This window comes from Nocardiopsis oceani, assembly GCF_054777395.1.
The window spans coordinates 77,617-97,979 of the sequence record NZ_BAAHAR010000021.1; the positions used below are offsets into that span (position 1 = coordinate 77,617).

A 20,363-nucleotide genomic window follows, 5' to 3' on the forward strand; every position below is an offset into this window, starting at 1 on the left:
ACCCTGCCCCGGCCGGGGCCTCCGGACAAGCCGTTCGGTCCGCGTGCCGGTCCCGGTAACCGGGTAAGTGGGCGCGATAGGCTGCGGCATCCCCGACGGGACCCGGCCCCCTTCTCTTTCCTATTCCAGGAGGTCGCGTGGACGGATACAACTACCACGGTGTCGCCCTGATGCGCCGCCCCAGCCCCCGGTTGGAGGAGGGCATCGTCACGCACATCGCCCGGACACCGGTGGATCCGGTGCTGGCCGTACGCCAGTACACCATCTACCAAGAGACGGTGGCCTCAGCGGGCTGGCGCGTGCACGAGGTCGATCCGGCGCCGGAGCACCCGGACTCGGTGTTCGTGGAAGACCCCTTGGTGGTCTGCGAGGACCTGGCCGTGGTGACCCGGTCCGGTGCGCAGGAGCGCCGGGGCGAGGCCCAGGGTGTAGCGGCGGCCGCGCAGACCCTCGGCCTGCGCGTGGCCCGGATCGAAGCACCCGGAACCCTGGACGGCGGCGACGTCCTCCAAGTCGGCGAGAAGGTCTACGTGGGGGTGGGCGACCGGACCGACGAGGAGGGCGCCCGACAGCTCGAGCAGCTCCTGGCGCCCCTGGGGCGCAAGATCCAACGGGTCGGCCTGGGCAGGGCACTGCACCTGAAGTCCGCGGTCACCGCGCTTCCCGACGGCTCCCTGGTCGGCCTCCCCGAGCTGGTCGACACCACCGCCCTGCCGCCGATCCGGCGCGCCCTCGAAGAGCCGGGGGCACACGTGCTGCCCTTGGGCGGACGGGACGTGCTGGTGAGCGCCGCCGCGCCCGAGACCATCCACCAGCTCACCGCGGACCACTGGCGGGTCCTGCCGGTGGACATCTCCGAGTTCGAGAAGCTGGAGGCGTGCGTGACCTGCCTGAGCGTGCTGGTCCCCGACCGCCCGCCGCTTCCGGGGGGCTGATCCGCAGTTCCTCAGCGCAGGCCCGCGAAGAACTCCCGGATATCGGCCAACAGCGTGTCCGGCTCCTCCAGGGCGGCGAAGTGACCTCCCCGGTCGACGTCGGTCCAACGCGTGATGGTGTGCTCGTGCTCAGTGAGGCTCCGGATGCCGACGTCGTGGGCGAACACGATCACGCCTGTGGGCACCCCGGAGTTGCTCTCGGCCTCACCCCACGCGTTCGCTTGGGCGTAACCGACGAAGGCGGCGGAGGAGGCCGTACCGGTCAGCCAGTACAGCATCACGTTGGTGAGCAGCCGGTCCTTGCCGATGATCTCCTCGGGCAGGGTATGGCGGGGATGGGTCCACTCGCGGAACTTGTCCATGATCCAGGCCAGTTGGGCGACCGGGGAGTCGACGAGCCCGTAACCCACCGTCTGCGGCCGCGTGCTCTGAATGGAGATGTAGCCGAACTCACGCTCCATGAACTCCCCGATCCGGGCGGTGCGGTCGCGCTCGAGGTCGGTGAACGCGGCGGACACCTCCTCGGGGACGTACTCCGGCGGCGTCGGACGGCTGGGACCTCCGTTGACGTGCACTCCCACGACCCGGTTGGGGGCGACCCGGCCGACCTCGGGTGATACGCCTGCTCCGAGGTCGTTGCCGTGGACGGCGAAGCGCTCGTACCCGAGCCGCTCCATGAGTTCGACCCAGACTCGGGCGATGCCGGTGAAGGTCCAGTCGCCTGCGCTGATCGGGCTTGAGAAGGCGAACCCGGGCAGGGAAGGGACCACGACGTGGAAGGCTTGGGCGGGGTCGCCGCCGTGGGCGCGGGGGTCGGTCATGGGCCCGATGAGGTCGAGGAACTCCACCACCGAGCCGGGCCAGCCGTGGGTGAGTAGGAGAGGAAGCGCGTCCGGCTCGGGCGAGCGCACGTGCAGGAAGTGGATGTTCTGCCCGTTGACCATGGTGGTGAACTGCGGGTGGGAGTTGAGCTCGGCCTCCGCGGCGCGCCAGTCGTAGCCCTGGCGCCAATAATCGGCCAGGTCGCGGAGCCAGGCCACCGTTACGCCGGTGTCCCAGTCGTCGCCGGGCAGCGGGGCGGGCCACCGCGCGGCGTCCAACCGGGAGTGCAGGTCCTTCAGCTGGGACTCGGGGATGTCGATCTGGAAGGGACGGATCTCGCTGCTGTTCGTCATACTTCCACGATAGAAAAAGTGGAGGTCAATTCTTGTCCTCTATCCCCGCCGAACTGCTCGGCGTTCTACCAAACGCATCACGCGCCGCCGTTGGTGACGGAACGCTCGATACAGCCGACCGGTTGGGCCAGCTAAGCCTTCGGCACAAGGGAATCCTCAGGTGGAGACGGTGGCCGTCACCGGCTGAGCCGGGTCAGCCTCGGGCGTTGGCAGCCCTGCGGCGGTGGGCAGCCACCCGTTCGCGGCCGGCACAGCGGGGCGAGCAGTACCGGCGCCGGCTTCCGTGCGCGGTGTCCACGAACACCCGATCGCAGCCGCGCGCCGCGCACACCCCGCCCGGCGGGCGCTGCCGTTCGCCGATGAGCTGGGCCAGCACCAGGCTGGTGGAGGCCAGGAACCACTCGGCCAACGGTGCCTGTTCGTCGTCGCTGTCCACGTGCAGGTGCCAACGGTGCGCGCCCCCGTGGTTGGACAGCCGGGGCGGGTACGCGGTGCGGGCGAGCAGGGCGTTGACCCGTTCGGCGGCCAGGTCCACGGTGTCGGCGGCCAGCACTGACCGCAGTTCGGCGGCGGCCGCGCGCAGCGACGCCACGTCCTCGGGCGTGGGTGCCGGGTCGGGCTCCCCGTGCTCGCGCAGGACCACGGCGACGTCAGCGGGTGTGACGTCCGCGGCGGACAGCGTGCCGATCAGGTCGGTGGCGCGGTCGACGACGGCCTGGGTCGCGCCTATGGCGACCACGCTGGGTGGCTTCATGGTGGCATTGTAATTCCCATGGCGTAGTATGGCGTTACCTCGTAGCGTCCTGTGGATGACCAAGCGTTACGGGCTGCCCGGTACCTGTTCGCCGCGGCCGCGGCCGCGGCCCGCGCCGGCGACGAGATGTCGGGGCCCGCCCTGCTGCTCCTGGGAGTGGCGGCCACCGGCGCCGCGACCACCGGTTCGGCGCTGCTGGCCGGGATCACCGCAGCCGCTGCTGTCGGCGGACCCGCTGTGGGCGTCCTGCTGGACCGGGCGTCGCGTCCCGGCCGCCTCCTGGCCGCGATCCTCGGCGTCTACGCGGCGGGACTGGCCGCGGTGGCGCTGCTTTTGGACCGCGTTCCCTTCGCTCCCGTGGTGGCATTGGCGCTGGGCATCGGTCTTCTGGGGCCTGCGCTGTCGGGCGGGTGGACCGCGCAGCTGCCCCGGGTGCTGGCTCCGGAGCGCCTGGCACGGGCCAACGCCTGGGACGCGATGACCTTCAGCACGGCCAGCCTGGTCGGCCCGGCGCTGGCCGGGGTCGTGGCGGCCTGGGCGGGTGCTCCCGCCGCGGTGGTGGCCTCGGTGGTGCTCATCGCCTTCGCGGTGCCCGCGGCCTGGACCCTGCCCGCCCAGGTCCATCGCCCCGACCCCTCTCCCGTGCTCGGTGAGCTGGCCGCCGGTGCGCGCGCGGTAGTGGGCAACCGGGCGCTGCTGCGGGTCACGCTGGCCTCCACGGTCTCCATCGCGGGGACCGGAATGCTCGTGGTCAGCACTCCGCTTCTCGGTGAGCGCCTACTGGGAGGGGCGGAGCGGGGCGCGATGCTGTTGTCGGTGATGGCCGCGTCTGCCCTGCTGGCCAACCTGGTGCTGGCACGCCGACCATTGCGGACCCGCCCTGAGACCCTCGTCCTGGTGTGTGTGCTGGTTCAGGCCGCGGGCGTGGGCGGTGTACTCCTGGCACCCTCCGGCCCCTGGCTGGTCCTGGCGGTCGCCGTGGTGGGTGCGGCCGAAGGGCCCAGCTCACCAGCCTGTTCGCGGTCCGGCACCGGGAGGCGCCCGAACGGTTGCGCAGTCAGGTGTTCACCACGGCCGCGAGCCTGAAGGTCAGCGCCTTCGCCGCGGGCGCCGCTCTGGCCGGTCCGCTCGCGGACCTGTCCCTGCCCGCCTGCCTGGCGGTGGCCGCGGCCGTCCAGGTCTGCGCCGCCCTGGCCTATCTGGCGGTGCGCCCCGACCGCGATCCCAGGCGGCGCCAGGACGCCCACCTCGGCAGCGGCTGAATTGCGGACCGGAACTGACCGGCATGACTGGCAGAATCGGGACATGAAGTCGACGTCGGCCCGGCTGCTCCAGCTTTTGTCCCTCCTCCAGACCCGCAAGGACTGGCCCGGCGTGGACCTCGCCGAGCACCTGGAGGTGAGCGCGCGCACGGTCCGGCGCGATGTGGACCGGCTCCGGGAACTGGGCTATCCGATCCGGGCCACGATGGGTTGCGGCGGCGGTTACCAGCTGGGCGCCGGTGCCGCCCTGCCTCCGCTGCTGTTGGACGACGACGAGGCCGTCGCGGTGGCGGTGGGTCTGCGGACCGCGGCCCAGGGCGGGGTTTCGGGGATCGAGGAGACTTCGGTGCGGGCCCTGGCCAAACTCCTGCAGGTGCTGCCCTCCCGGCTGCGCCGACGGGTGGACGCCCTGGGCTCCTTCACCGTGCCGATGCCGGGCGAGGGGCCCACCGTGGACTCCGAAACCCTCACACTGGTGGCCGCCACCTGCCGTGACAGCGAGCGGCTGCGCTTCGACTACCAGAGCCACGAGGGGGTGGCCACCCGCCGCCTCGTGGAACCGCACCGGCTCGTGTCCCTGGGGCGGCGCTGGTACCTGGTGGCCTGGGACACCGACCGCGAGGACTGGCGCACCTTCCGGGTGGACCGCATGCGCCCCCGCACCCCCACGGGACCGCGCGTGCCCCCGCGCGACCCTCCCGAACAGGGGGTGGCCGCCTACCTGGCGCAGCGGTTGAACCTGCACATGTGGTCGAACCAGGCACGGGTTCGCCTGTTCGTCTCCGCGGAGGAGGCCGAGCGTACCTACGCGTCCACCATGGGGCGGATCGAAGCGGTCGACGAGCACTCCTGTGTGCTGATGTGCGCGGGCGAGGACATGAACGACATGGCCTGCTTCCTGGGGATGCTCGACATGGACATGGAGGTCGAGGAACCGCGCGAGCTGCGCGAGGCAATGGCCCGCCTGGGTGAGCGCTTCACCCGCGCCGGGCAGGAACCGGCAGGAGCGCAGGAGCAAGCGGGCGGGCAAGTACCCGAAGGACCGTAGAACCGCTGCCCCGTGTGCTAAGCGTTGAGGCCCGCCCCACCCAGGGAAGGCACCTCGTGACTGAGACACCACGGCACGATCCCCCGCTCACCGACCGTGCGCTACGGGCGGTGGAACTCGCCGGGCAGGAGTGCCAGGCCGTCAGGCACAGCTACCTGGGCAGCGAGCACCTGCTCGCCGGTCTGGTCCGCGAGGCGGAGGACCACGAGGAACAGGCGCTGGTCGGCCTCACCCCGCACGCGGTGCGCCGGGAGTTCGTGCGCATCATCCCCCCGGGCCACCAGGTACCCGAGGGCGAGATCCCCTTCAGCCCGCGGGTACAGCGGGTGCTCGGCCACGCCCTGGAGGAGTCCCGCCGCCTCGGGCACGCCGAGATCGACACCGGCCACCTGCTCCTGGGGCTGCTGAACCTCGGGGACGGGGTCGCCGCTCGAGTCCTGCGCCGCCTGGACGTCGACACCGCCAAGGCCCACAGGGAGATCCTCGCCAAACTGACGGGTGAACCCCCACACGACGGGAGACATGAGTAGGTGTACTCACACAACCTGGGTAGGAACACCGATGAGCGGGAACACCTTCTCCTTCTAGGTTGGCTGCCATGACAGACCTCCTCATCGGCCACACCGCAATGGTCCTCCACTACTTCTTCTACGCCTACGTGGTTTTCGGCGCGCTCCTGACCTGGAAATGGGCCTGGACTTTCTGGGTGCACCTTCCGGTGGGCGCCTACGCGCTCGGGATCGTCACCATCGGCTGGCCGTGCCCCCTCACCGACATAGAGAACTGGTCGCGGGCCAACACCGGCCGGGAGATCATGGAGTACGGGTTCATCGACTACCACATCACGGGCGTCTTCTACCCGGAGGACCACCTGATGACGTCGCGGTTCGTCATCGCGGGCATCGTCGCGATCGGCTACGGGGTACTCGCCTGGAAGATGTACCGGAAGCGGTCGGAGAAGGGGTCCGAGTAGGAACGGAACGGTGAGTCCCGACAGCTGTCACATCTGTTGACACCCGTAGTGGGACACGCCACCCTGTCGGCATGGACGGTGACGCGGTGGACTTCGTCAGAGCCGACGTGGAGCGGGTGTGCGCGGAGTTCGCGGACTTGGCCCCGGCGGTGCGGCTGCGCAAGCTCGCCGAGCTGCGAGCGGTCTTGGACCAGACCCTTGACCAGGCGACGGCCGCGGCGATGGGCGACGCCCGATCCGAGGGGTGGGGACTGCGCCGTATCGCGGCGTTCTCGTCCGTCTCCCACGAGCAGGTACGGCGCACCCTCGCCGCAGCAAGCGAGGGTTCCCAGGAGTGAGGGGCCCTACTGGGGGGCGGACAAGATACGCCGGAAAGGGGCAACGGGCATCTTCAGGCCGCACTCCCGAAGGTCCGGCAACAGGACAAGTAACCCGTGAGTAGCTACGTGGTCAGGGTTGTTCTCCCAGGCCCAGTTCGCGCCCGGTCGGGCACGGGTAGGTCGTTTCGCAGGTCAGGCAGCGCCGCTCGCGCTCTCGTAGAGGTAGCAGGCGTGCAACTCGCGCTGGGCCTGGAGCAGGACCAGCCGGCCTCGGCCACGGCCTCCATGGCGGCGTCGGTGCGCGGCGCCTGGGCCAGGAGCTGGCGCTGGACGTGGTCCTCGGCCCGCAGGGCGGGGTGGGTGTAGGTGGCGGCGTCGCACTCGTCCAGGCCGAACACGTCCAAGGCGTTGGCGTAGTACAGGGCCGTCCACAGCGCCTCGGCCGGGACGAGCCAGGTGGTCGCGTCGGGGGCTTGGCCGTGCAGGGCGTCCGCCAGTTCCTGGAGGGCGGCCGGGAGCGGTGGCGGGGTGGGGTCGGTGCGGGCAAGGGTATCCAGCAGGGCGGCGAGGTGGCGGGGGTCAACGGCGACGGTCTCGTGGAACACGCGGGGGTTCTCCTTCTTCGGGGGAGGGGGTGTCAGATGCTGATCATCAGCCGGTGGCCGGTGGGCAGCACGCCTTCTCCGACATGGTCTTCGGCATCTTCAAGATGCTCGGCTACCGCTTCTCCCCGCGCTTCAAGGACCTGGAGGACCAGCGGTTCTGGAAGGCCCAGATGCCCGGCGCCGAGGCGGCGGGCGGGTACGGGCCGCTGGAGGCGCTGGCCCGCAACAAGGTCAATGTGAAGAAGGTCCTCACGGCCTGGCCGGACATGCTGCGGGTGGCCGGCTCGCTGGTCACCAACCAGGTTCGGGCCTACGACCTGCTGCGGATGTTCGGCCGCGAGGCCCACCCCACCCCGCTGGGGCAGGCGTTCGCCGAGTACGGGCGGATCGCCAAGACCCTGCACCTGCTCGCCGTCGTCGACCCGGTCGACGACACCTACCGGCGGCAGATGTACAAGCAGCTCACCGTCCAGGAGTCCCGCCACAAGCTCGCCCGCGACATCTGCCACGGCAAGAAGGGCACCATTCACCAGGCGTACCGCGACGGGATGGAGGACCAGCTCGGCTCGCTCGGCCTGGTCCTCAACGCCGTGGTGCTCTGGACCACGCGGTACATCGACGCAGCGGTCGCCCAGCTGCGGGCCGAGGGCCACGAGATCCGGGACGAGGACGTGGCACGGCTGTCCCCTCTGAAGCACAAGAACCTCAACGTCCTGGGCCGCTACAGCTTCACCGCCTCCACCCCGGCGGGCGGCGGTCTGCGGCCGCTGCGCGACCCGGAAGCGGTCGAACTGGACGAGGACGACGACGGTCAGGAGTGAGCCTGTGGTCGTCCTCGGGCTGTCCGGCAAGCGGGGGTCAGCGGCAGCACCCGGCCTGGTCCGGGTCCTGGAACGTGGTGGTGAGCGGGCGGCCGACGGCGAGGGCCTGCTCCACGCGCACGGCGGTGGCCTGGGGGTGCTGGGCCAGCCACGGAGCGGCGGCCCCGGCGGAGGCGAAGAAGTGAACCAGGTTGCAGAACGCCGAGCGCACGGACGTCATGTCGTCGGGGATGACGAGGGAAACGACCGCGGTGGCCGGCTCAAGGTCCCTGATCCGGTCGTCCTCCACGGTGAGCCGGACGGGGGTGCCGGTGGTGTGGCAAGGGGAGGTGACCTGGGCGGGGCGGCCCAGGACGGTGGGGAACATCAGGGTGTCCAGGGCGCACCAGGTGTACAGCTGGCGTCCGTCGACGGTGAAGCGGTGCGGGGTAGGGCTGAGGGTGATGCCACTGCCGACGATGCGGCCGACCGGGTCGTATTCGGTGTCCGGCAGCGTGGTCAGTGCCTCGCGGATCTCTTCTTCGCTCCGGCCGGTGGCGTCGGCGAGGTCGCCGGTGGTGACGGGCCGGCCCTGGCTGAGGAGTTTCAGCAGGGCGCGCCACAACCACGGGCGGGTCTGTGCGCTGCTCGCGGCGCTGAAGGCCCGGGTGAGCCGGTTGGCGAGCTGGCCGGGATCGACGTCCATAGTGTCGTGCCTTTCAGGGGGAAGAGGTCAGGAGGCGCAGCAAGAGAGCTTGGTGACGTCGCGGGTGTAGGTCTGGGCGGCCAGCTTCAGGCCCTCGGCCATGGTCAGATATGGGCACCACAGGTCGGCCATCTGCTGCACGGTCATCTCGTTGGCCAGGGCGTAGACGGCGGTGGCGATGACGTCGCCGGCGCCGTCGGCCAGGACGTGCGCGCCGAGCAGGCGGCCGGTGGCGGCGTCGGCGACGAGCTTGATCAGGCCCCGGGTGTCGCGGTTGACCAGCGCGCGCGGCACGTACTCCAGTGGCAGGACGCGGCAGTCGCACGTGTAGCCCTGGGCGATGGCTTCGGCGTCGGTCAGGCCGGCGGAAGCGATCGCGGGGGTCGTGAAGGTGACCCGCGGCAGGTGGTGGTAGTCCACCGTGCGCCCGGCACCGTCGAAGGCGTTGTCGGCGATCAGGGCGCCGTGGGCGGAGGCGACGTAGACGAACTGCGGGTGCCCGGTGACATCCCCGGCCGCCCAGATCCGCGGGTTGGCCGTACGCAGCTGCTCGTCGACGACGACTTCACCGCGCTCACCGGTTTCGACTCCGACCGCGTCCAGGTCCAGGCCGTCGGTGACCGGACGACGTCCGGTGGCCACCAGCAGCTCGGCGGCCCGCAGTTGAAGCTCGCGGCCGTCACCGGTGCGCGCGGTGGCCACGGCCCCGTCGGCCTTCCGGCGCACCGCGGTCAGACGCGTGTGGGTGTGGACGGTGATGCCCTCGTCCGCGAAGACGTCCTCCAATGCGGCCGAGATCTCGGGTTCCTCACCGGAGGTCAGTCGGCTACGGGCCACCACGGTGACCTTGGTGCCCAGGCGGGCGAACAGCTGGGCCTGCTCCAGACCGACGTACCCGGCACCCAGGACCAGCAGGCTTTCGGGCAGTGCGTCGAGATCCATGGCGGTGGTGGAGGTCAGGTAACCGGCCTCCTGAAGCCCGTCGACGGGCGGCGCCCACGGGGCGGAGCCGGTGGCGATCAGGTAGTGCGCGGCCTCGATGCGGCGGCTACCGCCGCCGTCGGCCGGCGCGACGTCCAGGGCGGGGTTGTCCCGGTCGCCGGTGAAACGGGCGGTGCCGGGCAGGATATCCCAGCCGTACTCGGCGGCCAGGTCCGTGTACTTCTGTGCCCGCATCTCCTGGACCAGCGTGTCCTTGCCCTCGATCAGCACGTCGAATGCCACCGGCCCGGCCTCGGTGCGGATGCCGGGGAAACGCTGTCCCTCCAGCGCGCTGCGGCGGGCCTCGGCGGCGGCCAGCAGCGCCTTGGACGGCACGCACCCGGTGTTCACGCACGTGCCGCCGGTGGTGGCCCGCTCGACCATCACCACCGAATGCCCTTTGCGCCGCGCGGCGATCGCGGCGGCGAACGCCCCGCCGCCGGAACCGATGACCGCCAGGTCGTAACCGTGGTCCGCTGCGCTCACCGCAGCACCTCCTCGCCTGCGGCCCCGTGTGATCGGAACCGTTCTATGCGCTTTGCCGAATAGCTCTTGAGGCCATACTATGCGGATAGGCGAATAATTCCAGTTGTGGAGGCCCTATGCCCACCCGCACCACGGCCCTGGTTTCCCCGGTCCGCGACGCCGCCGAGGAGGTGCCGTGCACCCATCTGGACACGGTGGCGAAGTTCTTCCGCGCACTGTCGGACCCCACCCGCCTGAAGCTGCTGGAGTACACCCTTCGCGGCGAGCGCACCTCCGCCGACTGCGTCGCCTATGCAGGCATCTCCCAGCCGCGCGTGTCCGTGCACCTGTCCTGCCTCACCGACTGCGGTTACGTCACCGCCCGCCGCGACGGCAAGAAGCTGCGCTACTCGGTCGGCGACCCGCGCGTCGCCGACCTGATCGTGCTCGCCCGCTCGCTGGCCGCGGACAACGCCGCCGCCCTGACCTGCTGCACCCGCATCCCCGAAAACCAGGACTGACCGAAGGGAGCGATCCCGGCATGCCCATCGCAGACCGGCCCTCGCACCGCGACAAGGAAACCTCCGGCACCGGCACGGTGGCGGCCGGGATCGGCGCCGCCGTCCTGATGATCGTCTGCTGCGCCGGACCCGCCCTCGTCGCAGCTGGCGCCCTCACCGGAATCGGTGGCTTCCTCGGTAACCCATGGGTGATCGCCACCGCCACCGTCGTCGTCCTGGTGGTGGTCGCGGTCACCACTCTTGCCCGTTGCCGCCGCTCCGGCCGCGACGCCTGCTGTTCACCGACACGCACCGAAGACCGCGCCAAGGATCACCGCCGCTGACCTCCGCCCTGCCGCGTGACGAGGTCTCTCGCAAGCCGAAACCCGCAGCTGACAGCCGTGATCAAGTGCTTAGCGCCAACCGCTGTACCGCTGGTCCCCAACACCGGTAAGTTCGGTGCGGCGTCCGCCGGACAGCTCCGGCACGTGCTTGTACAGCGTCGACCGGGAGACGCCGAGCAGGCGGGCGATGGAGGCCACGGAGTTGTCGGGGCGGCTCAGCAGGTCGCGGGCGTGGCGGATCTGCTCCGGGGTCATGGCCGGGGGCCGTCCCAGGCGTTTTCCGGCCGCGCGGGCGGCGTCGAGTCCTTCGTGGGTGCCCTCGACGATGAGTTCGCGGATGAACTCGGCCAGGGCGGCGAAGACGTGGAAGACCAGGCGCCCGCCGGGAGTGGTGGTGTCCAGGGCTTCGTGCAGGGAGCGGAAGCCGATCCCGGCGCGGCGCAGGTCGCCCACGAGGGTGATGAGGTCCTGGAGGGAGCGGGCGAGCCGGTCCAGGGCGGGGACGACGAGGGTGTCGCCGGGGCGCAGGTAGGCCAGGCACGCTTTCAGCTCCGGGCGCTGGGCGTTCTTCCCAGACTTGACGTCGGCGAACACCTTGACGCACCCCGCGGCTTCGAGCGCGCGGAGCTGGCGGTCGAGCTTGGGGTGTCGGTAAGGAGCGTGTCATCAGGTGCCAACTAACCCGCGAGTAACTTAGCTGGGGCCGCGCCGGATGTCGTACTTCTGGAAACTGACGTTTCCGGAAGTAGACTGCGGGGGTGACTTCTGGAAACACGACCCCTGGCCCGCAGCAGCCCTCCGATTCGACTTCTGGAAACACACGGACCGGGCGGCCCCGCCACACCCCCGACCTTCCCGGCGACCTCGCGCACGAACTCACCGCCTTCACCGAACGATTGGCTGTCGCCACCGACCTGGGTCCGGCCACCCGGGACAAGTACCGGCGCAGCACCGCCTCCTTCCTGACCTGGCTGGCCGAGACAAGGGAGGCCGGTGCCCTGGACGGCGACCCCCTCACCGATGCGGCCGCGCGGGACTGGGCGGTGCGTGACTGGCGCCGGCACCTGAAGAACACCCGCACCGGCCGGGGCACCCACCTGGGCGCGGCCACCATCAACAACCGCCTGGCCGCCGTGGACGCGTTCTTCGCCCTGCGCGGCTCCGGCCGCCCCGCGGTGGTGCGCGAACACCTGGCACGCCCCAGCGCCCCCCGCGCCCTGGACCAGCGCGCGCTGTTGCGGTTCCTGCGCACCGTGGCCCGCGACGCCACCCCGCGGGACCGGTCCATCTGCCACCTGGCCTACTACACGGGCCTGCGCATCGCCGAGATCGTCGCCCTGGACACGGCCGACATCCGCCTGTCCGCACGCCGGGGCAGCGTGCGGGTGCGCGGCAAGGGGCGGTTCGGCGGCAAGGACCGCACCGTGCCCCTGCACGCCCAGGCCCGGACCACCCTGGAGGAGCTCTTGGACGGGCTCGGCCGACCCACCGCTGGCCCGCTGATCCGCAACCGCGACGGCGGGGCGCTGTCCACCCGCGCCGCCAACGCGGTGGTCACCGCCCTGGGCGCCGCGGCGGGGATCGGCCCCGCCGACGACGGCGAAGCCTTCGGGCCGCACGTGCTGCGCCACACCTTCGGCACCGACCTCGTGCGCGGCCGCAGCGACCTCGCCTCCGCGCCGGTGGACGTGGTCCTGGTCGCCGAGCTGATGGGCCACACCGACCTCAACACCACCCGCCGCTACACCCTGCCCAGCGAGGCGGACAAGGCCCGTGCTCTGGACACCCTCACCAGCGATCGGTGAGAGGGGTCCGTTGCGCGTTCAGCTGTTCTGGGCCTGGCGGCACCGTTCGCACAGCAGACGGCGTGCGGGTTCTGCGCGTTCCACTGCCCCGGGGCTGGCGGGGCGGCTCAGGACGTGGGCGGTCTCATGGGCGTGGTCGACGCACAGGGCCGCTCCGCAGACTTGGCAGATGCCCACTGCCGTGCGCTGTTTGCCTTCGTGGGCGCAGTCGTAGCACTGCATGGTTCCCCTGTCGTCGGTGTTCGAGCTCTGGAGCCGTCGCGCTGGTCCGGGTCCCGGGTGCGGCCAGAGGCTGCACCCGGGGCGCCGGGTCCCGGGTGCCGTGTCAGGGCTTGGAGTCGGGTGCGATCTCCGCGAGCAGTTCCTCGATCCGCTTCTTGATCTCGTCGCGGATGGGGCGCACTGCTTCCACGCCCTGTCCGGCGGGGTCGGGCAGTTCCCAGTCGAGGTAGCGCTTGCCGGGGAAGATGGGGCAGGTGTCGCCGCAGCCCATGGTGATGCACACGTCGGAGGCTTCGACGGCGTCGATGGCCAGGAGTTTGGGGTGCTCACTGGTGATGTCGATGCCGACCTCGGCCATGGCCTGGACCACGGCGGGGTTGAGGGTCTCGGCGGGTGCGGACCCCGCCGAGCGCACCTCGACGCGTCCCTGGGACAGGTGGGTGAGCCAGGCCGCGGCCATCTGGGAGCGGCCGGCGTTGTGCACGCACACGAACAGCACGGACGGTGTGGTGGAGTCGGTCATGGTCGTGGCCTCTACTTCGTCTCGGTGGCGGACGTCAGAGCGAGGTCATCCACCAGGTCGTGGATGCGGGTGTCGATGGCGTCGCGGATGCGGCGCAGCTCCGCGAGGGGTGCGCCGTGCGGGTCGGGTGTGGGCCAGTCCAGGTAGCGGCGGCCCGGGACGACGGGGCAGGCGTCGCCGCAGCCCAGGGTGATGACGACGTCGGCCGCCTGGACGACCTCCTCCGTCAACGGCTTGGGGTAGGCGGGACCCAGGTCGGCCCCCACCTCGCCCAACACCCGGGCCAGGTCCGGTTCCACCTGCGCGACGGGGTCGGTGCCCGCGGAGGAGACCGTGACCTGACCGGGGGCGCGGTGGGCGAGCAGCGCGGCGGCGATCTGGGAGCGCCCCGAGTTCTGGGTGCACACGAACAGCACCCGCACGGGGCGGGAACCGGGCGCCTGCTGAACGGCGGCCAGGGCGCCCAGGCGCTCGGCTGCCAGGCGTTCGGCCAGCACGTTCAGGTGGGCGCTGACCCGGGCCGTGGCGGCCAGGCGCTGGTAGGAGTCGACGATGAGCGCCTGCACGGTCTCGGTGGAAAAGCGCCCCTGGTGGCGTGCGGCCAGCCGGGCGGCGCCCATGTCGACGCGCTCGTGCAGGAGCGGTCGGGGCTCGGGTGTGGTCATAGTCGGGGTTCCTCTGTGAGAGAAGAGGCCACTGACGCGTCGCATCAGCATCGAATGATGAGATAGTATCAGGCCATGCTGATATCAGAGAATACTGATCTGATCAGGGCGTTGGCGGATCCGCTGCGGATGCGGATCGTGACGCTGCTGGCCCGCGAGACCCTGTGCACGAACCACCTCATGGAGGAGACCGGGGCGCGGCAGACCAACCTGTCCAACCATCTGCGGATCCTGCGCGAGGCCGGGGTGGTCGAGACCGAGCCCTGCGGCCGGTTCACCTACTACCGGCTCCGCCCCGAGGCGCTGGAGACCCTGTCCGAGGGGCTGTCCGGGCTGGCCGCCACGGCCCGCTCCACCGGCGCCGACCAGAACAGGAGGCCCTGCTGATGGCCCCGACCGACAACACGACCGTCGCGGGCACCTCCGTGGTCGCGGGGCTCTCGGTCCTGGACCGGTTCCTGGCGGTGTGGATCCTGCTCGCCATGGCCGTGGGCCTGGGCCTGGGCCGGGTGGTCCCCGGCCTGAACGAGGCCTTGGCGGCGATGGAGGTCGGCGGGATCTCGCTGCCCATCGCCCTGGGCCTGCTGATCATGATGTACCCGGTGCTGGCCAAGGTCCGCTACGACCGCCTGGACACCGTCACCCGCGACACCCGGCTGCTGGTGTCCTCCCTGGTCATCAACTGGGTCGTCGGCCCGGCCGTGATGTTCGCCCTGGCGTGGATCTTCCTGGCCGACCTGCCCGAGTACCGCACCGGCCTGATCATCGTCGGCCTGGCCCGCTGCATCGCCATGGTCATCATCTGGAACGACCTGGCCTGCGGGCACCGCGAGGCCGCCGCCGTCCTGGTGGCCCTGAACTCCGTCTTCCAGGTCCTGGTCTTCGGTGTCCTGGGCTGGTTCTACCTGGACCTGCTGCCCGGGTGGCTGGGCCTGGACACCGGCGGACTGGACGTCTCCCCCTGGCTGATCGCCCTCAACGTGGTCATCTTCCTCGGCATCCCGCTCGTGGCCGGGTTCCTCACCCGCACGCTCGGCGAGCGCAGGATGGGCCGGGAGCGCTACGAGTCGGCGTTCCTGCCCCGGATCGGCCCCTGGGCGCTGTACGGGCTGCTGTTCACCATCGTCCTGCTCTTCGCCCTGCAAGGGGAGAGGATCACCAGCCAGCCCCTGGACGTGGTGCGCATCGCCGTGCCGCTGCTGGCCTACTTCGTGATCCTGTGGTTCGGCAGCTTCGCCTTCGGCAAGGCGATCGGGATGAATTACGACCGCACCACCACGCTGGCCTTCACCGCGGCGGGCAACAACTTCGAGCTGGCCATCGCGGTGGCGATCGCCACGTTCGGCGTCACCTCCGGCCAGGCCCTGGCCGGAGTGGTCGGACCGCTGATCGAGGTGCCCGTGCTCATCGCCCTGGTCTACGTCTCCCTGGCCTGGCGCAAGCGCTTCGCCCCCGCACGCCGGTAGACGATCGCGTTCGGGAGCGCAGAGCGCTAAGACGCGGTCCTGCGCTCCCCGCGGCTGTGGACCGCCTGGCAAGACGAGAAGGGGAGGAACATGTCCACCGAACACCACCTGGTCGACGTCGCCGTCATCGGCGGCGGCCAGGCGGGCCTGGCCGCCGGGTACTTCCTGCGCCGCGCCAAGGCCGAATTCGTCATCCTGGACGCCGGCGACCGTCCGGGAGGTGCGTGGCCCCGGTACTGGGACTCGCTGCGCCTGTTCTCCCCGGCCGCGCACAGCATGCTCCCGGGGTGGTGGATGCCCGAGGAGCAGGGGCAGGAGTACCCTTCGGCCTCTCATGTGGCCTGGTACCTGGCCGAGTACGAACACCGCTACCACCTGCCCGTCCACCGCCCGGTCCGGGTGGGGCAGGTCGAGCGGGCCGAGGACCGGCTGCGGCTGCGCACGGACGCCGGTACCTGGCTGGCCCGGCGGGTGATCAGCGCCACCGGCACCTGGAGCGCCCCCCACATCCCGCACGTCCCGGGCCGGGACGCCTTCGAGGGCCAGCAGCTCCACACGGTGGACTACCGCGGCCCCGAACGGTTCGCCGGGCAGCGGGTGGTGGTCGTGGGCGGGGGCAACTCCGCCGCGCAGATCCTCGCCGAACTCTCCGAGGTCACAACGACCACCTGGGTCACCTCCCGGCCGCCCCGGTTCCTGCCCGAGGACGTCGACGGGCGGGCCCTGTTCGCCATCGCCACCCGGGCACAGCACTCACCCGTTGCGGGCGTGGCGGACCTGGGCGACATCGTGGTCGTGCCGAGCGTTCGCCGGGCACGCGAGCGCGCAGCCCTCAAAGCCGAGCCTATGTTCGACCGCCTCACCCGCACCGGCGTGGCCTGGGCCGACGGCACCGCACTGGAGTGCGACGCCGTTCTGTGGTGCACGGGATTTCGCCCGGTGCTCGACCACCTTCACCCCTTGGGCCTAGTAGGCGCACAGGGGCGGGTCGCGGTGCAGGGGACCCGGTCGGTGGCCGAACCGCGCCTGCACCTGCTGGGCTACGGGGACTGGACCGGGCCCGCCTCGGCCACCCTCATCGGTGCGGCGCGCACCGCCAAGGCGACCGTCGCCCAGATCACCCGGGAGCTGGAGTCCGAGGCGCCGCCCCGAACCCGGTGAGGTGGGCGCGCGCACCGCGCGCGGTGAGGTGGGCGCGCGCACCGCGCGCGGTGGCGCGGTAGACCCCCGGCGCATCGGTGGGTTCGGCGTAGTCCAGGGACTCCAGCCTGCCCCACGCCGCCGACGCGGTCATGGGCATGTTGAACGCACGTCCGTGCTGCCCCACCGACCTGCTCGCCGGCGTCACCACCCGCACCCTGACCGACGCGGCCCTGGAAGCGGTTCGCGGTATCTACGCCCAGGGCATCGCCACCGGCCACACCACCTTCGAGACCGAGGCGCCCGCCGTCGAGGACCGGAAGGACAGGTGGCTCCCCGCGCACCGCTGGGCCGCCGCTTCACCGGTCTCGTCTCGCGCGGTCTACGCCGGGGTCGCCCAGACCTCGGTCTTCCCCGAGAACCGCGCCAGCCTGGCCCTGCACCACCCACCACGGCACCTGGCGCGACACCGTCCTGGTCGAACGTCGACGCCCGCAAGCCCAACCGGCCCCCTAGCCCACAAACATGAAGGTATCGGCGCCCGCCCACCCTGCGGCGACCGGGGGAACCACTCCGGTGCCCCATCGCCCACAGCCCGCTGAGCCGCCCTCACATGAGGTGGATCAGCCGCCCAAGGCCAAGCGGTTGCCCATGTTCAGACGGATGTCGCCGTAGGGGTTCATGTTCGAGGAGAACAGCGGTGTGAGCCCGCGCCGGTCCTGGGCCGTCAGCGCGTTCTCCCACTCGGGTTCGGCCAGCACCTGTTGGAGCATCAGCGTGTTCACGTACACCAGGCACGCCTGGAGGATGTGCAGGGCGAGCATGGTCAGCTCCTGCTCCTCGCGCCGGTTGGAGGACAACTCGCCGGTCTTGCCGTAGAGGATCTCGCCGTGGATGCCGTGGGAGTTCTCCACCACGTTCAGCCCCGAGCCCACCTCGTACTGCAAATCGCGGTCGCGCAGGTAGCGCGCGCAGAACGCGGTCTTCTCCGCCCGGCCCACCTCCAGCATCGCCGCGTAGGTGGGGTGGGAGGCGTTGCGGGTGAAGCGGCGCAGGATCGCCTCGGTGGAGGCGGTGCCCAGCCGGATCGCGGTGGCGTACTTGATCATCTGGTCGTACTGCTGGGCGATCAGGTCCCAGCGGATCGGCCGGGTCATCGCCGGGCGCAGGTTCGGGTAGGTCTGAAGGTCGCCGCGGTCGGGCCGGTAGAGCTTGACGCGGTTGATCTGCTTGATGCGCGGCAACAACTTGAACCCCAGCAGACGGGTGATGCCGAACCCGATCTCGGACTGACCGTGGGAGTCGACGTAGTTGGCCTCCACGTTCATCGAGGTGCCGTGCCGCATCGCCCCCTCCACCATGGCGTGCACCTCCGAGGCCGAGCACGACAGCAGCTGGGAGTGCACCGCCATCGACCGCTCCTCGATGTGCCAGTAGATGAGCACACCCCGACCCCCGTACCGCGAGTGCCACTCGGTGAACAGGTTCTGGTCGAAGGCCTTGACGTGCGTGGAGTCCGACCCGACCGCGGTCGAGCCCTGCCCCCAGAGCGCTTCGGAGCGGATCGCGAAGGTGGCGTTGGCGATGGCACGGGCAGCGCCCCGGGCCCCCTCGACGGTGAAGTAGCGGCGCCGGATGTAGCGCAGGTCGTCCTCGGAGTAGGCGTGCTCGCCCGCGGCCGCCCGACGCAGCCCGGTGTTGGTGCCGTAGGCATAGATCACCAGGATCAGGCGCTCCCACAGCTCCTCGGTCGTGATCACCTCGCGGGCGCCGACCCCGGTGAAGGCATCCAGCATCCCGGTGCGCAACGCGGTCTCCTTGAGCATGTCCAGCAAAGGGACCACACCCCACTGGGCGCGCACCGCCTTCTTCAACCTGCGCAGGTTGCGCGGCTCAGCGCGCGCCTCCAACGGAGAGAGGCTGATCGCCCCCGCCTTGCGCTCGGCGACCTCCACCCACCCCAGGCGGGGCAGCGCGTCGTTAAGGTGAGCCAGCTCGCTGACCATGTCGCCACGCAGGCGAGCGATGAACTCGCCCGAGTCCAACGGCTGGTTGAGCTTGCGGTAGTTCTCGACGCGCTTGTCGGCGAAGTCGGCCGGCAGATCCTCATCCGGGTTGCGCCACCGGTCGGCGCCCACCACCCAGATCTCCTTGCAGCGCAGCTGCTCGCGCAGGACCTGGAAGACCCCGCACTCGTACACGGTGCGCAGCACCCGCACCCGGCCGCGTTTGTCGGTGCGGTGCAGCAGCTCGCGCAGCTCGAAGGGGACGACCCCGTCGACGGGGATGTGCTCACCGGCGTCGTAGTAGGGGCGGTTGTTGGACACCTCCCGGTAGCGGCAGATCAGCTCCAGGGCCTTGACCAGCGGGCGGTGCACGTCGTTGGAGGAGCAAAACTCCAGCACGTCCAACAACTGGAGCAGCCCGGCGCGGTAGTGGTTGGAGTAGGAGGACTTGAACACGCGCTGCTTGTGCTGGCGGTAGCTAGTGCCCTTGGACCGGAACTCGGCCAGCAAATCCTGCAGGGTCTGCTCACCGCCGGCGGCCGGGTAGACCACCTCGCGCACCAGCGACTCCGGCGAGCCCACGGAGGCCTCGGCGATACGGAAGAGGATGTCCTCCTTGCCCGAGACCCGCTTGAGGTCGCGGACGAACTCCTCGGTCACGACCTTCTCCGCGCGGGCATTGATCCGATGCACCGTAGCGATCACCAGGTCGACCAGGGTGTCGGTGACCTCCCGCTCGCGCGAGAACAGCAGCGCCCCCAGCAGAGACACCTTGACCAGGGGCGGGTGGCCGCGCAGGTGCGAGGGCGCCTCAGCCGCGGCCCGGTCCCGCCACGCGGCCACCATCGTGGCCGGGATCCGCGCGAAGGCCCGGTGCGGCACACCCACGGCCCGCACCGCTTCCAGCTTCGTCTTCTCCGCGATCAGCGTCTTGAGGCTGACGTTGCCCGGGGCGTCCTTGATCTGCGCATACACCTCGGGTCCCTCCCCGGGCGCCGGTTCCTCGCCGGGGTCGTCGCTGGCCTGCCCGATCAGCGTGAGCATCCGCTCCACGACCTCGGCGGGCACCCCGCCCGCCGCGCGGGCCATCATCGCTTCCTCGGCCCGGCTCAGAGCCGAGCGCACGATCCGCTCGACGCGGGTCTTCTCCGGCGGCTCGATCAGCTCCTCACGGCAGTGCTCCAGCAGGCGCTGACGCACCCGGTCGGGGTCGCGCTCCTGGTCGCACACGTTCTCGGCCAGCCACAGCGTAACCTTCTCGGCGTCGGCGACCGAGCACTCACCAAAGCCGGTGAAGTCGCGGATCTCGGTGCGGTTCCGCTTGGCCGAACGGCCCTGCCAGTCGTAGAAGGCGATCTCGGAAGGCTCGACCTTGACCTGCCCGGCCACGTGGACGATAGCGTTGTCGGGCACCTCGCCGCGGCCGCGCGGGAACCGGCCGCGCCAGAGCAGGAAGCGCAGGGTCAGCGCGAACCCGAGCCGACTCGCCCCGCTCTTGTTCCGCAGCTGTGTGAGCTCGTCGGCTCCGAGGGTGAAGCTGTCCAAGAGTTCGTCCAGGTCCAGGTCCCGTGCCACCCGACCGTCTCCTGCCCGCGCGTGTCCTTGGCCGGGCGGTGCGCCCGGCTATCCCCGATCTTCGGGGGCCTTGGGGCGGGTTGTCCGGCGAAC

23 protein-coding genes and 3 pseudogenes are annotated in these 20,363 nt (G+C 70.8%); 15 read left to right on the forward strand and 11 right to left on the reverse strand.

Features of this window, described 5'->3' with window-relative positions; translation table 11 throughout:
* Positions 1-137 precede the first annotated feature (137 nt).
* On the forward strand, positions 138-935 hold the full coding sequence (gene ddaH, locus ACYVDG_RS14100) for a dimethylargininase (protein ID WP_460751226.1): 798 nt from the start codon (positions 138-140) through the stop codon (positions 933-935).
* 11 nt (positions 936-946) lie between these two features.
* Here ddaH and ACYVDG_RS14105 read toward each other — a convergent pair whose 3' ends face one another.
* Positions 947-2,110: an epoxide hydrolase family protein gene (locus tag ACYVDG_RS14105; protein ID WP_460751229.1), complete on the reverse strand. Its 1,164-nt coding sequence runs from the start codon at positions 2,108-2,110 to the stop codon at positions 947-949.
* 193 nt (positions 2,111-2,303) lie between these two features.
* Positions 2,304-2,864 carry a CGNR zinc finger domain-containing protein gene (locus ACYVDG_RS14110; RefSeq protein WP_460751232.1) on the reverse strand — a complete coding sequence of 187 codons (561 nt, stop codon included), beginning with the start codon at positions 2,862-2,864 and terminating at the stop codon, positions 2,304-2,306.
* A gap of 51 nt (positions 2,865-2,915) precedes the next feature.
* Between ACYVDG_RS14110 and ACYVDG_RS14115 the strand changes: the two genes are divergently transcribed.
* The 6 genes from ACYVDG_RS14115 (at position 2,916) to ACYVDG_RS14140 (ending at position 6,485) form a co-directional block, all read left to right on the forward strand.
* The gene (locus ACYVDG_RS14115; RefSeq protein WP_460751235.1) at positions 2,916-3,950 is read left to right on the forward strand and encodes an MFS transporter; all 1,035 of its coding nucleotides are present in this window, start codon (positions 2,916-2,918) and stop codon (positions 3,948-3,950) included.
* Positions 3,914-4,126: a hypothetical protein gene (locus ACYVDG_RS14120; protein ID WP_460751238.1), complete on the forward strand. Its 213-nt coding sequence runs from the start codon at positions 3,914-3,916 to the stop codon at positions 4,124-4,126. The genes ACYVDG_RS14115 and ACYVDG_RS14120 overlap by 37 nt, the downstream gene beginning before the upstream one ends.
* A 43-nt stretch (positions 4,127-4,169) precedes the next feature.
* Entirely contained in the window at positions 4,170-5,174 is a 1,005-nt protein-coding gene (locus ACYVDG_RS14125; RefSeq protein WP_460751241.1) for a helix-turn-helix transcriptional regulator, read from the forward strand.
* A gap of 56 nt (positions 5,175-5,230) precedes the next feature.
* Entirely contained in the window at positions 5,231-5,704 is a 474-nt protein-coding gene (locus tag ACYVDG_RS14130) for a Clp protease N-terminal domain-containing protein (protein ID WP_460751244.1), read from the forward strand.
* Between the two features lie 68 nt (positions 5,705-5,772).
* Positions 5,773-6,147, forward strand: a complete 375-nt coding sequence (locus ACYVDG_RS14135; protein WP_460751248.1) for a DUF2784 domain-containing protein — start codon at positions 5,773-5,775, stop codon at positions 6,145-6,147.
* A gap of 71 nt (positions 6,148-6,218) precedes the next feature.
* Positions 6,219-6,485, forward strand: coding sequence for a hypothetical protein (locus tag ACYVDG_RS14140; protein ID WP_358508378.1), 267 nt, complete (start codon positions 6,219-6,221; stop codon positions 6,483-6,485).
* Between the two features lie 104 nt (positions 6,486-6,589).
* Here the strand turns inward: ACYVDG_RS14140 and ACYVDG_RS14145 are convergent, their stop codons facing one another.
* Positions 6,590-7,072, reverse strand: a complete 483-nt coding sequence (locus tag ACYVDG_RS14145; protein ID WP_358508380.1) for a hypothetical protein — start codon at positions 7,070-7,072, stop codon at positions 6,590-6,592.
* Between the two features lie 53 nt (positions 7,073-7,125).
* Here ACYVDG_RS14145 and ACYVDG_RS14150 point away from each other — a divergent pair.
* Positions 7,126-7,893: pseudogene (locus tag ACYVDG_RS14150) on the forward strand (Tn3 family transposase); the annotation flags it as partial.
* Positions 7,894-7,930: 37 nt separating this feature from the next.
* On the opposite strand, the gene merB reads toward ACYVDG_RS14150, so the two are convergent.
* On the reverse strand, positions 7,931-8,578 hold the full coding sequence (gene merB / locus ACYVDG_RS14155) for an organomercurial lyase MerB (protein WP_358508384.1): 648 nt from the start codon (positions 8,576-8,578) through the stop codon (positions 7,931-7,933).
* Between the two features lie 27 nt (positions 8,579-8,605).
* The gene (gene merA / locus ACYVDG_RS14160) at positions 8,606-10,045 is read right to left on the reverse strand and encodes a mercury(II) reductase (protein ID WP_358508385.1); all 1,440 of its coding nucleotides are present in this window, start codon (positions 10,043-10,045) and stop codon (positions 8,606-8,608) included.
* A 116-nt stretch (positions 10,046-10,161) separates the two neighbouring features.
* On the opposite strand from merA, the gene ACYVDG_RS14165 reads away from it, so the two are divergent.
* Entirely contained in the window at positions 10,162-10,545 is a 384-nt protein-coding gene (locus ACYVDG_RS14165; RefSeq protein WP_358508387.1) for an ArsR/SmtB family transcription factor, read from the forward strand.
* 20 nt (positions 10,546-10,565) lie between these two features.
* The gene (locus ACYVDG_RS14170; RefSeq protein WP_358508389.1) at positions 10,566-10,868 is read left to right on the forward strand and encodes a hypothetical protein; all 303 of its coding nucleotides are present in this window, start codon (positions 10,566-10,568) and stop codon (positions 10,866-10,868) included.
* Positions 10,869-10,937: 69 nt separating this feature from the next.
* On the opposite strand, the gene ACYVDG_RS14175 is transcribed toward ACYVDG_RS14170, so the two are convergent.
* Together ACYVDG_RS14175 and ACYVDG_RS14180 are read right to left on the reverse strand one after the other, a co-directional pair.
* Positions 10,938-11,141, reverse strand: coding sequence for a helix-turn-helix domain-containing protein (locus tag ACYVDG_RS14175; RefSeq protein ID WP_358508440.1), 204 nt, complete (start codon positions 11,139-11,141; stop codon positions 10,938-10,940).
* Positions 11,142-11,156: 15 nt separating this feature from the next.
* A pseudogene (locus ACYVDG_RS14180) lies at positions 11,157-11,498 on the reverse strand (recombinase family protein); the annotation flags it as partial.
* Positions 11,499-11,626: 128 nt separating this feature from the next.
* Here ACYVDG_RS14180 and ACYVDG_RS14185 point away from each other — a divergent pair.
* Positions 11,627-12,673 (forward strand): tyrosine-type recombinase/integrase, encoded by a 1,047-nt coding sequence (locus tag ACYVDG_RS14185; RefSeq protein ID WP_358508391.1) that lies wholly within the window; start codon positions 11,627-11,629, stop codon positions 12,671-12,673.
* A gap of 18 nt (positions 12,674-12,691) precedes the next feature.
* Here the strand turns inward: ACYVDG_RS14185 and ACYVDG_RS14190 are convergent, their stop codons facing one another.
* The 3 genes from ACYVDG_RS14190 to ACYVDG_RS14200 form a co-directional block, all read right to left on the reverse strand.
* Positions 12,692-12,895 carry a DUF2180 family protein gene (locus ACYVDG_RS14190; RefSeq protein ID WP_358508393.1) on the reverse strand — a complete coding sequence of 68 codons (204 nt, stop codon included), beginning with the start codon at positions 12,893-12,895 and terminating at the stop codon, positions 12,692-12,694.
* Positions 12,896-12,998: 103 nt separating this feature from the next.
* Entirely contained in the window at positions 12,999-13,418 is a 420-nt protein-coding gene (locus ACYVDG_RS14195) for an arsenate reductase ArsC (protein WP_248772467.1), read from the reverse strand.
* Positions 13,419-13,429: 11 nt separating this feature from the next.
* Entirely contained in the window at positions 13,430-14,083 is a 654-nt protein-coding gene (locus tag ACYVDG_RS14200) for an arsenate reductase ArsC (protein WP_248772466.1), read from the reverse strand.
* A 75-nt stretch (positions 14,084-14,158) separates the two neighbouring features.
* Here ACYVDG_RS14200 and ACYVDG_RS14205 point away from each other — a divergent pair, with 75 nt between their 5' ends.
* The 4 genes and pseudogenes from ACYVDG_RS14205 to ACYVDG_RS14220 form a co-directional block, all read left to right on the forward strand.
* Positions 14,159-14,470, forward strand: coding sequence for an ArsR/SmtB family transcription factor (locus tag ACYVDG_RS14205; RefSeq protein ID WP_248772465.1), 312 nt, complete (start codon positions 14,159-14,161; stop codon positions 14,468-14,470).
* Complete coding sequence (gene arsB / locus ACYVDG_RS14210) at positions 14,470-15,549, forward strand: ACR3 family arsenite efflux transporter (RefSeq protein WP_358508396.1); 1,080 nt, start codon at positions 14,470-14,472, stop codon at positions 15,547-15,549. Before ACYVDG_RS14205 ends, arsB begins: the two co-directional genes overlap by 1 nt.
* 90 nt (positions 15,550-15,639) lie before the next feature.
* On the forward strand, positions 15,640-16,710 hold the full coding sequence (locus tag ACYVDG_RS14215; protein ID WP_358508398.1) for an ArsO family NAD(P)H-dependent flavin-containing monooxygenase: 1,071 nt from the start codon (positions 15,640-15,642) through the stop codon (positions 16,708-16,710).
* 101 nt (positions 16,711-16,811) lie between these two features.
* A pseudogene (locus ACYVDG_RS14220) lies at positions 16,812-17,205 on the forward strand (GNAT family N-acetyltransferase); the annotation flags it as partial.
* A 107-nt stretch (positions 17,206-17,312) separates the two neighbouring features.
* On the opposite strand, the gene ACYVDG_RS14225 reads toward ACYVDG_RS14220, so the two are convergent.
* Positions 17,313-20,270: a Tn3 family transposase gene (locus tag ACYVDG_RS14225; protein WP_358508400.1), complete on the reverse strand. Its 2,958-nt coding sequence runs from the start codon at positions 20,268-20,270 to the stop codon at positions 17,313-17,315.
* Positions 20,271-20,363: the final 93 nt, after the last annotated feature.

Bases quoted from the DNA above. Each gene is read 5' to 3' on its own strand.
- ACYVDG_RS14205 (WP_248772465.1), top strand. From the start codon at position 14,159: ATGCTGATATCAGAGAATACTGATCTGATCAGGGCGTTGGCGGATCCG.
- ACYVDG_RS14105 (WP_460751229.1), bottom strand. From the start codon at position 2,110: ATGACGAACAGCAGCGAGATCCGTCCCTTCCAGATCGACATCCCCGAG.
- ACYVDG_RS14190 (WP_358508393.1), bottom strand. From the start codon at position 12,895: ATGCAGTGCTACGACTGCGCCCACGAAGGCAAACAGCGCACGGCAGTG.
- ACYVDG_RS14165 (WP_358508387.1), top strand. From the start codon at position 10,162: ATGCCCACCCGCACCACGGCCCTGGTTTCCCCGGTCCGCGACGCCGCC.
- ACYVDG_RS14215 (WP_358508398.1), top strand. From the start codon at position 15,640: ATGTCCACCGAACACCACCTGGTCGACGTCGCCGTCATCGGCGGCGGC.
- ACYVDG_RS14110 (WP_460751232.1), bottom strand. From the start codon at position 2,864: ATGAAGCCACCCAGCGTGGTCGCCATAGGCGCGACCCAGGCCGTCGTC.
- ACYVDG_RS14135 (WP_460751248.1), top strand. From the start codon at position 5,773: ATGACAGACCTCCTCATCGGCCACACCGCAATGGTCCTCCACTACTTC.
- ACYVDG_RS14195 (WP_248772467.1), bottom strand. From the start codon at position 13,418: ATGACCGACTCCACCACACCGTCCGTGCTGTTCGTGTGCGTGCACAAC.
- ACYVDG_RS14125 (WP_460751241.1), top strand. From the start codon at position 4,170: ATGAAGTCGACGTCGGCCCGGCTGCTCCAGCTTTTGTCCCTCCTCCAG.
- ACYVDG_RS14170 (WP_358508389.1), top strand. From the start codon at position 10,566: ATGCCCATCGCAGACCGGCCCTCGCACCGCGACAAGGAAACCTCCGGC.
- merB (WP_358508384.1), bottom strand. From the start codon at position 8,578: ATGGACGTCGATCCCGGCCAGCTCGCCAACCGGCTCACCCGGGCCTTC.
- ACYVDG_RS14200 (WP_248772466.1), bottom strand. From the start codon at position 14,083: ATGACCACACCCGAGCCCCGACCGCTCCTGCACGAGCGCGTCGACATG.
- ACYVDG_RS14140 (WP_358508378.1), top strand. From the start codon at position 6,219: ATGGACGGTGACGCGGTGGACTTCGTCAGAGCCGACGTGGAGCGGGTG.
- arsB (WP_358508396.1), top strand. From the start codon at position 14,470: ATGGCCCCGACCGACAACACGACCGTCGCGGGCACCTCCGTGGTCGCG.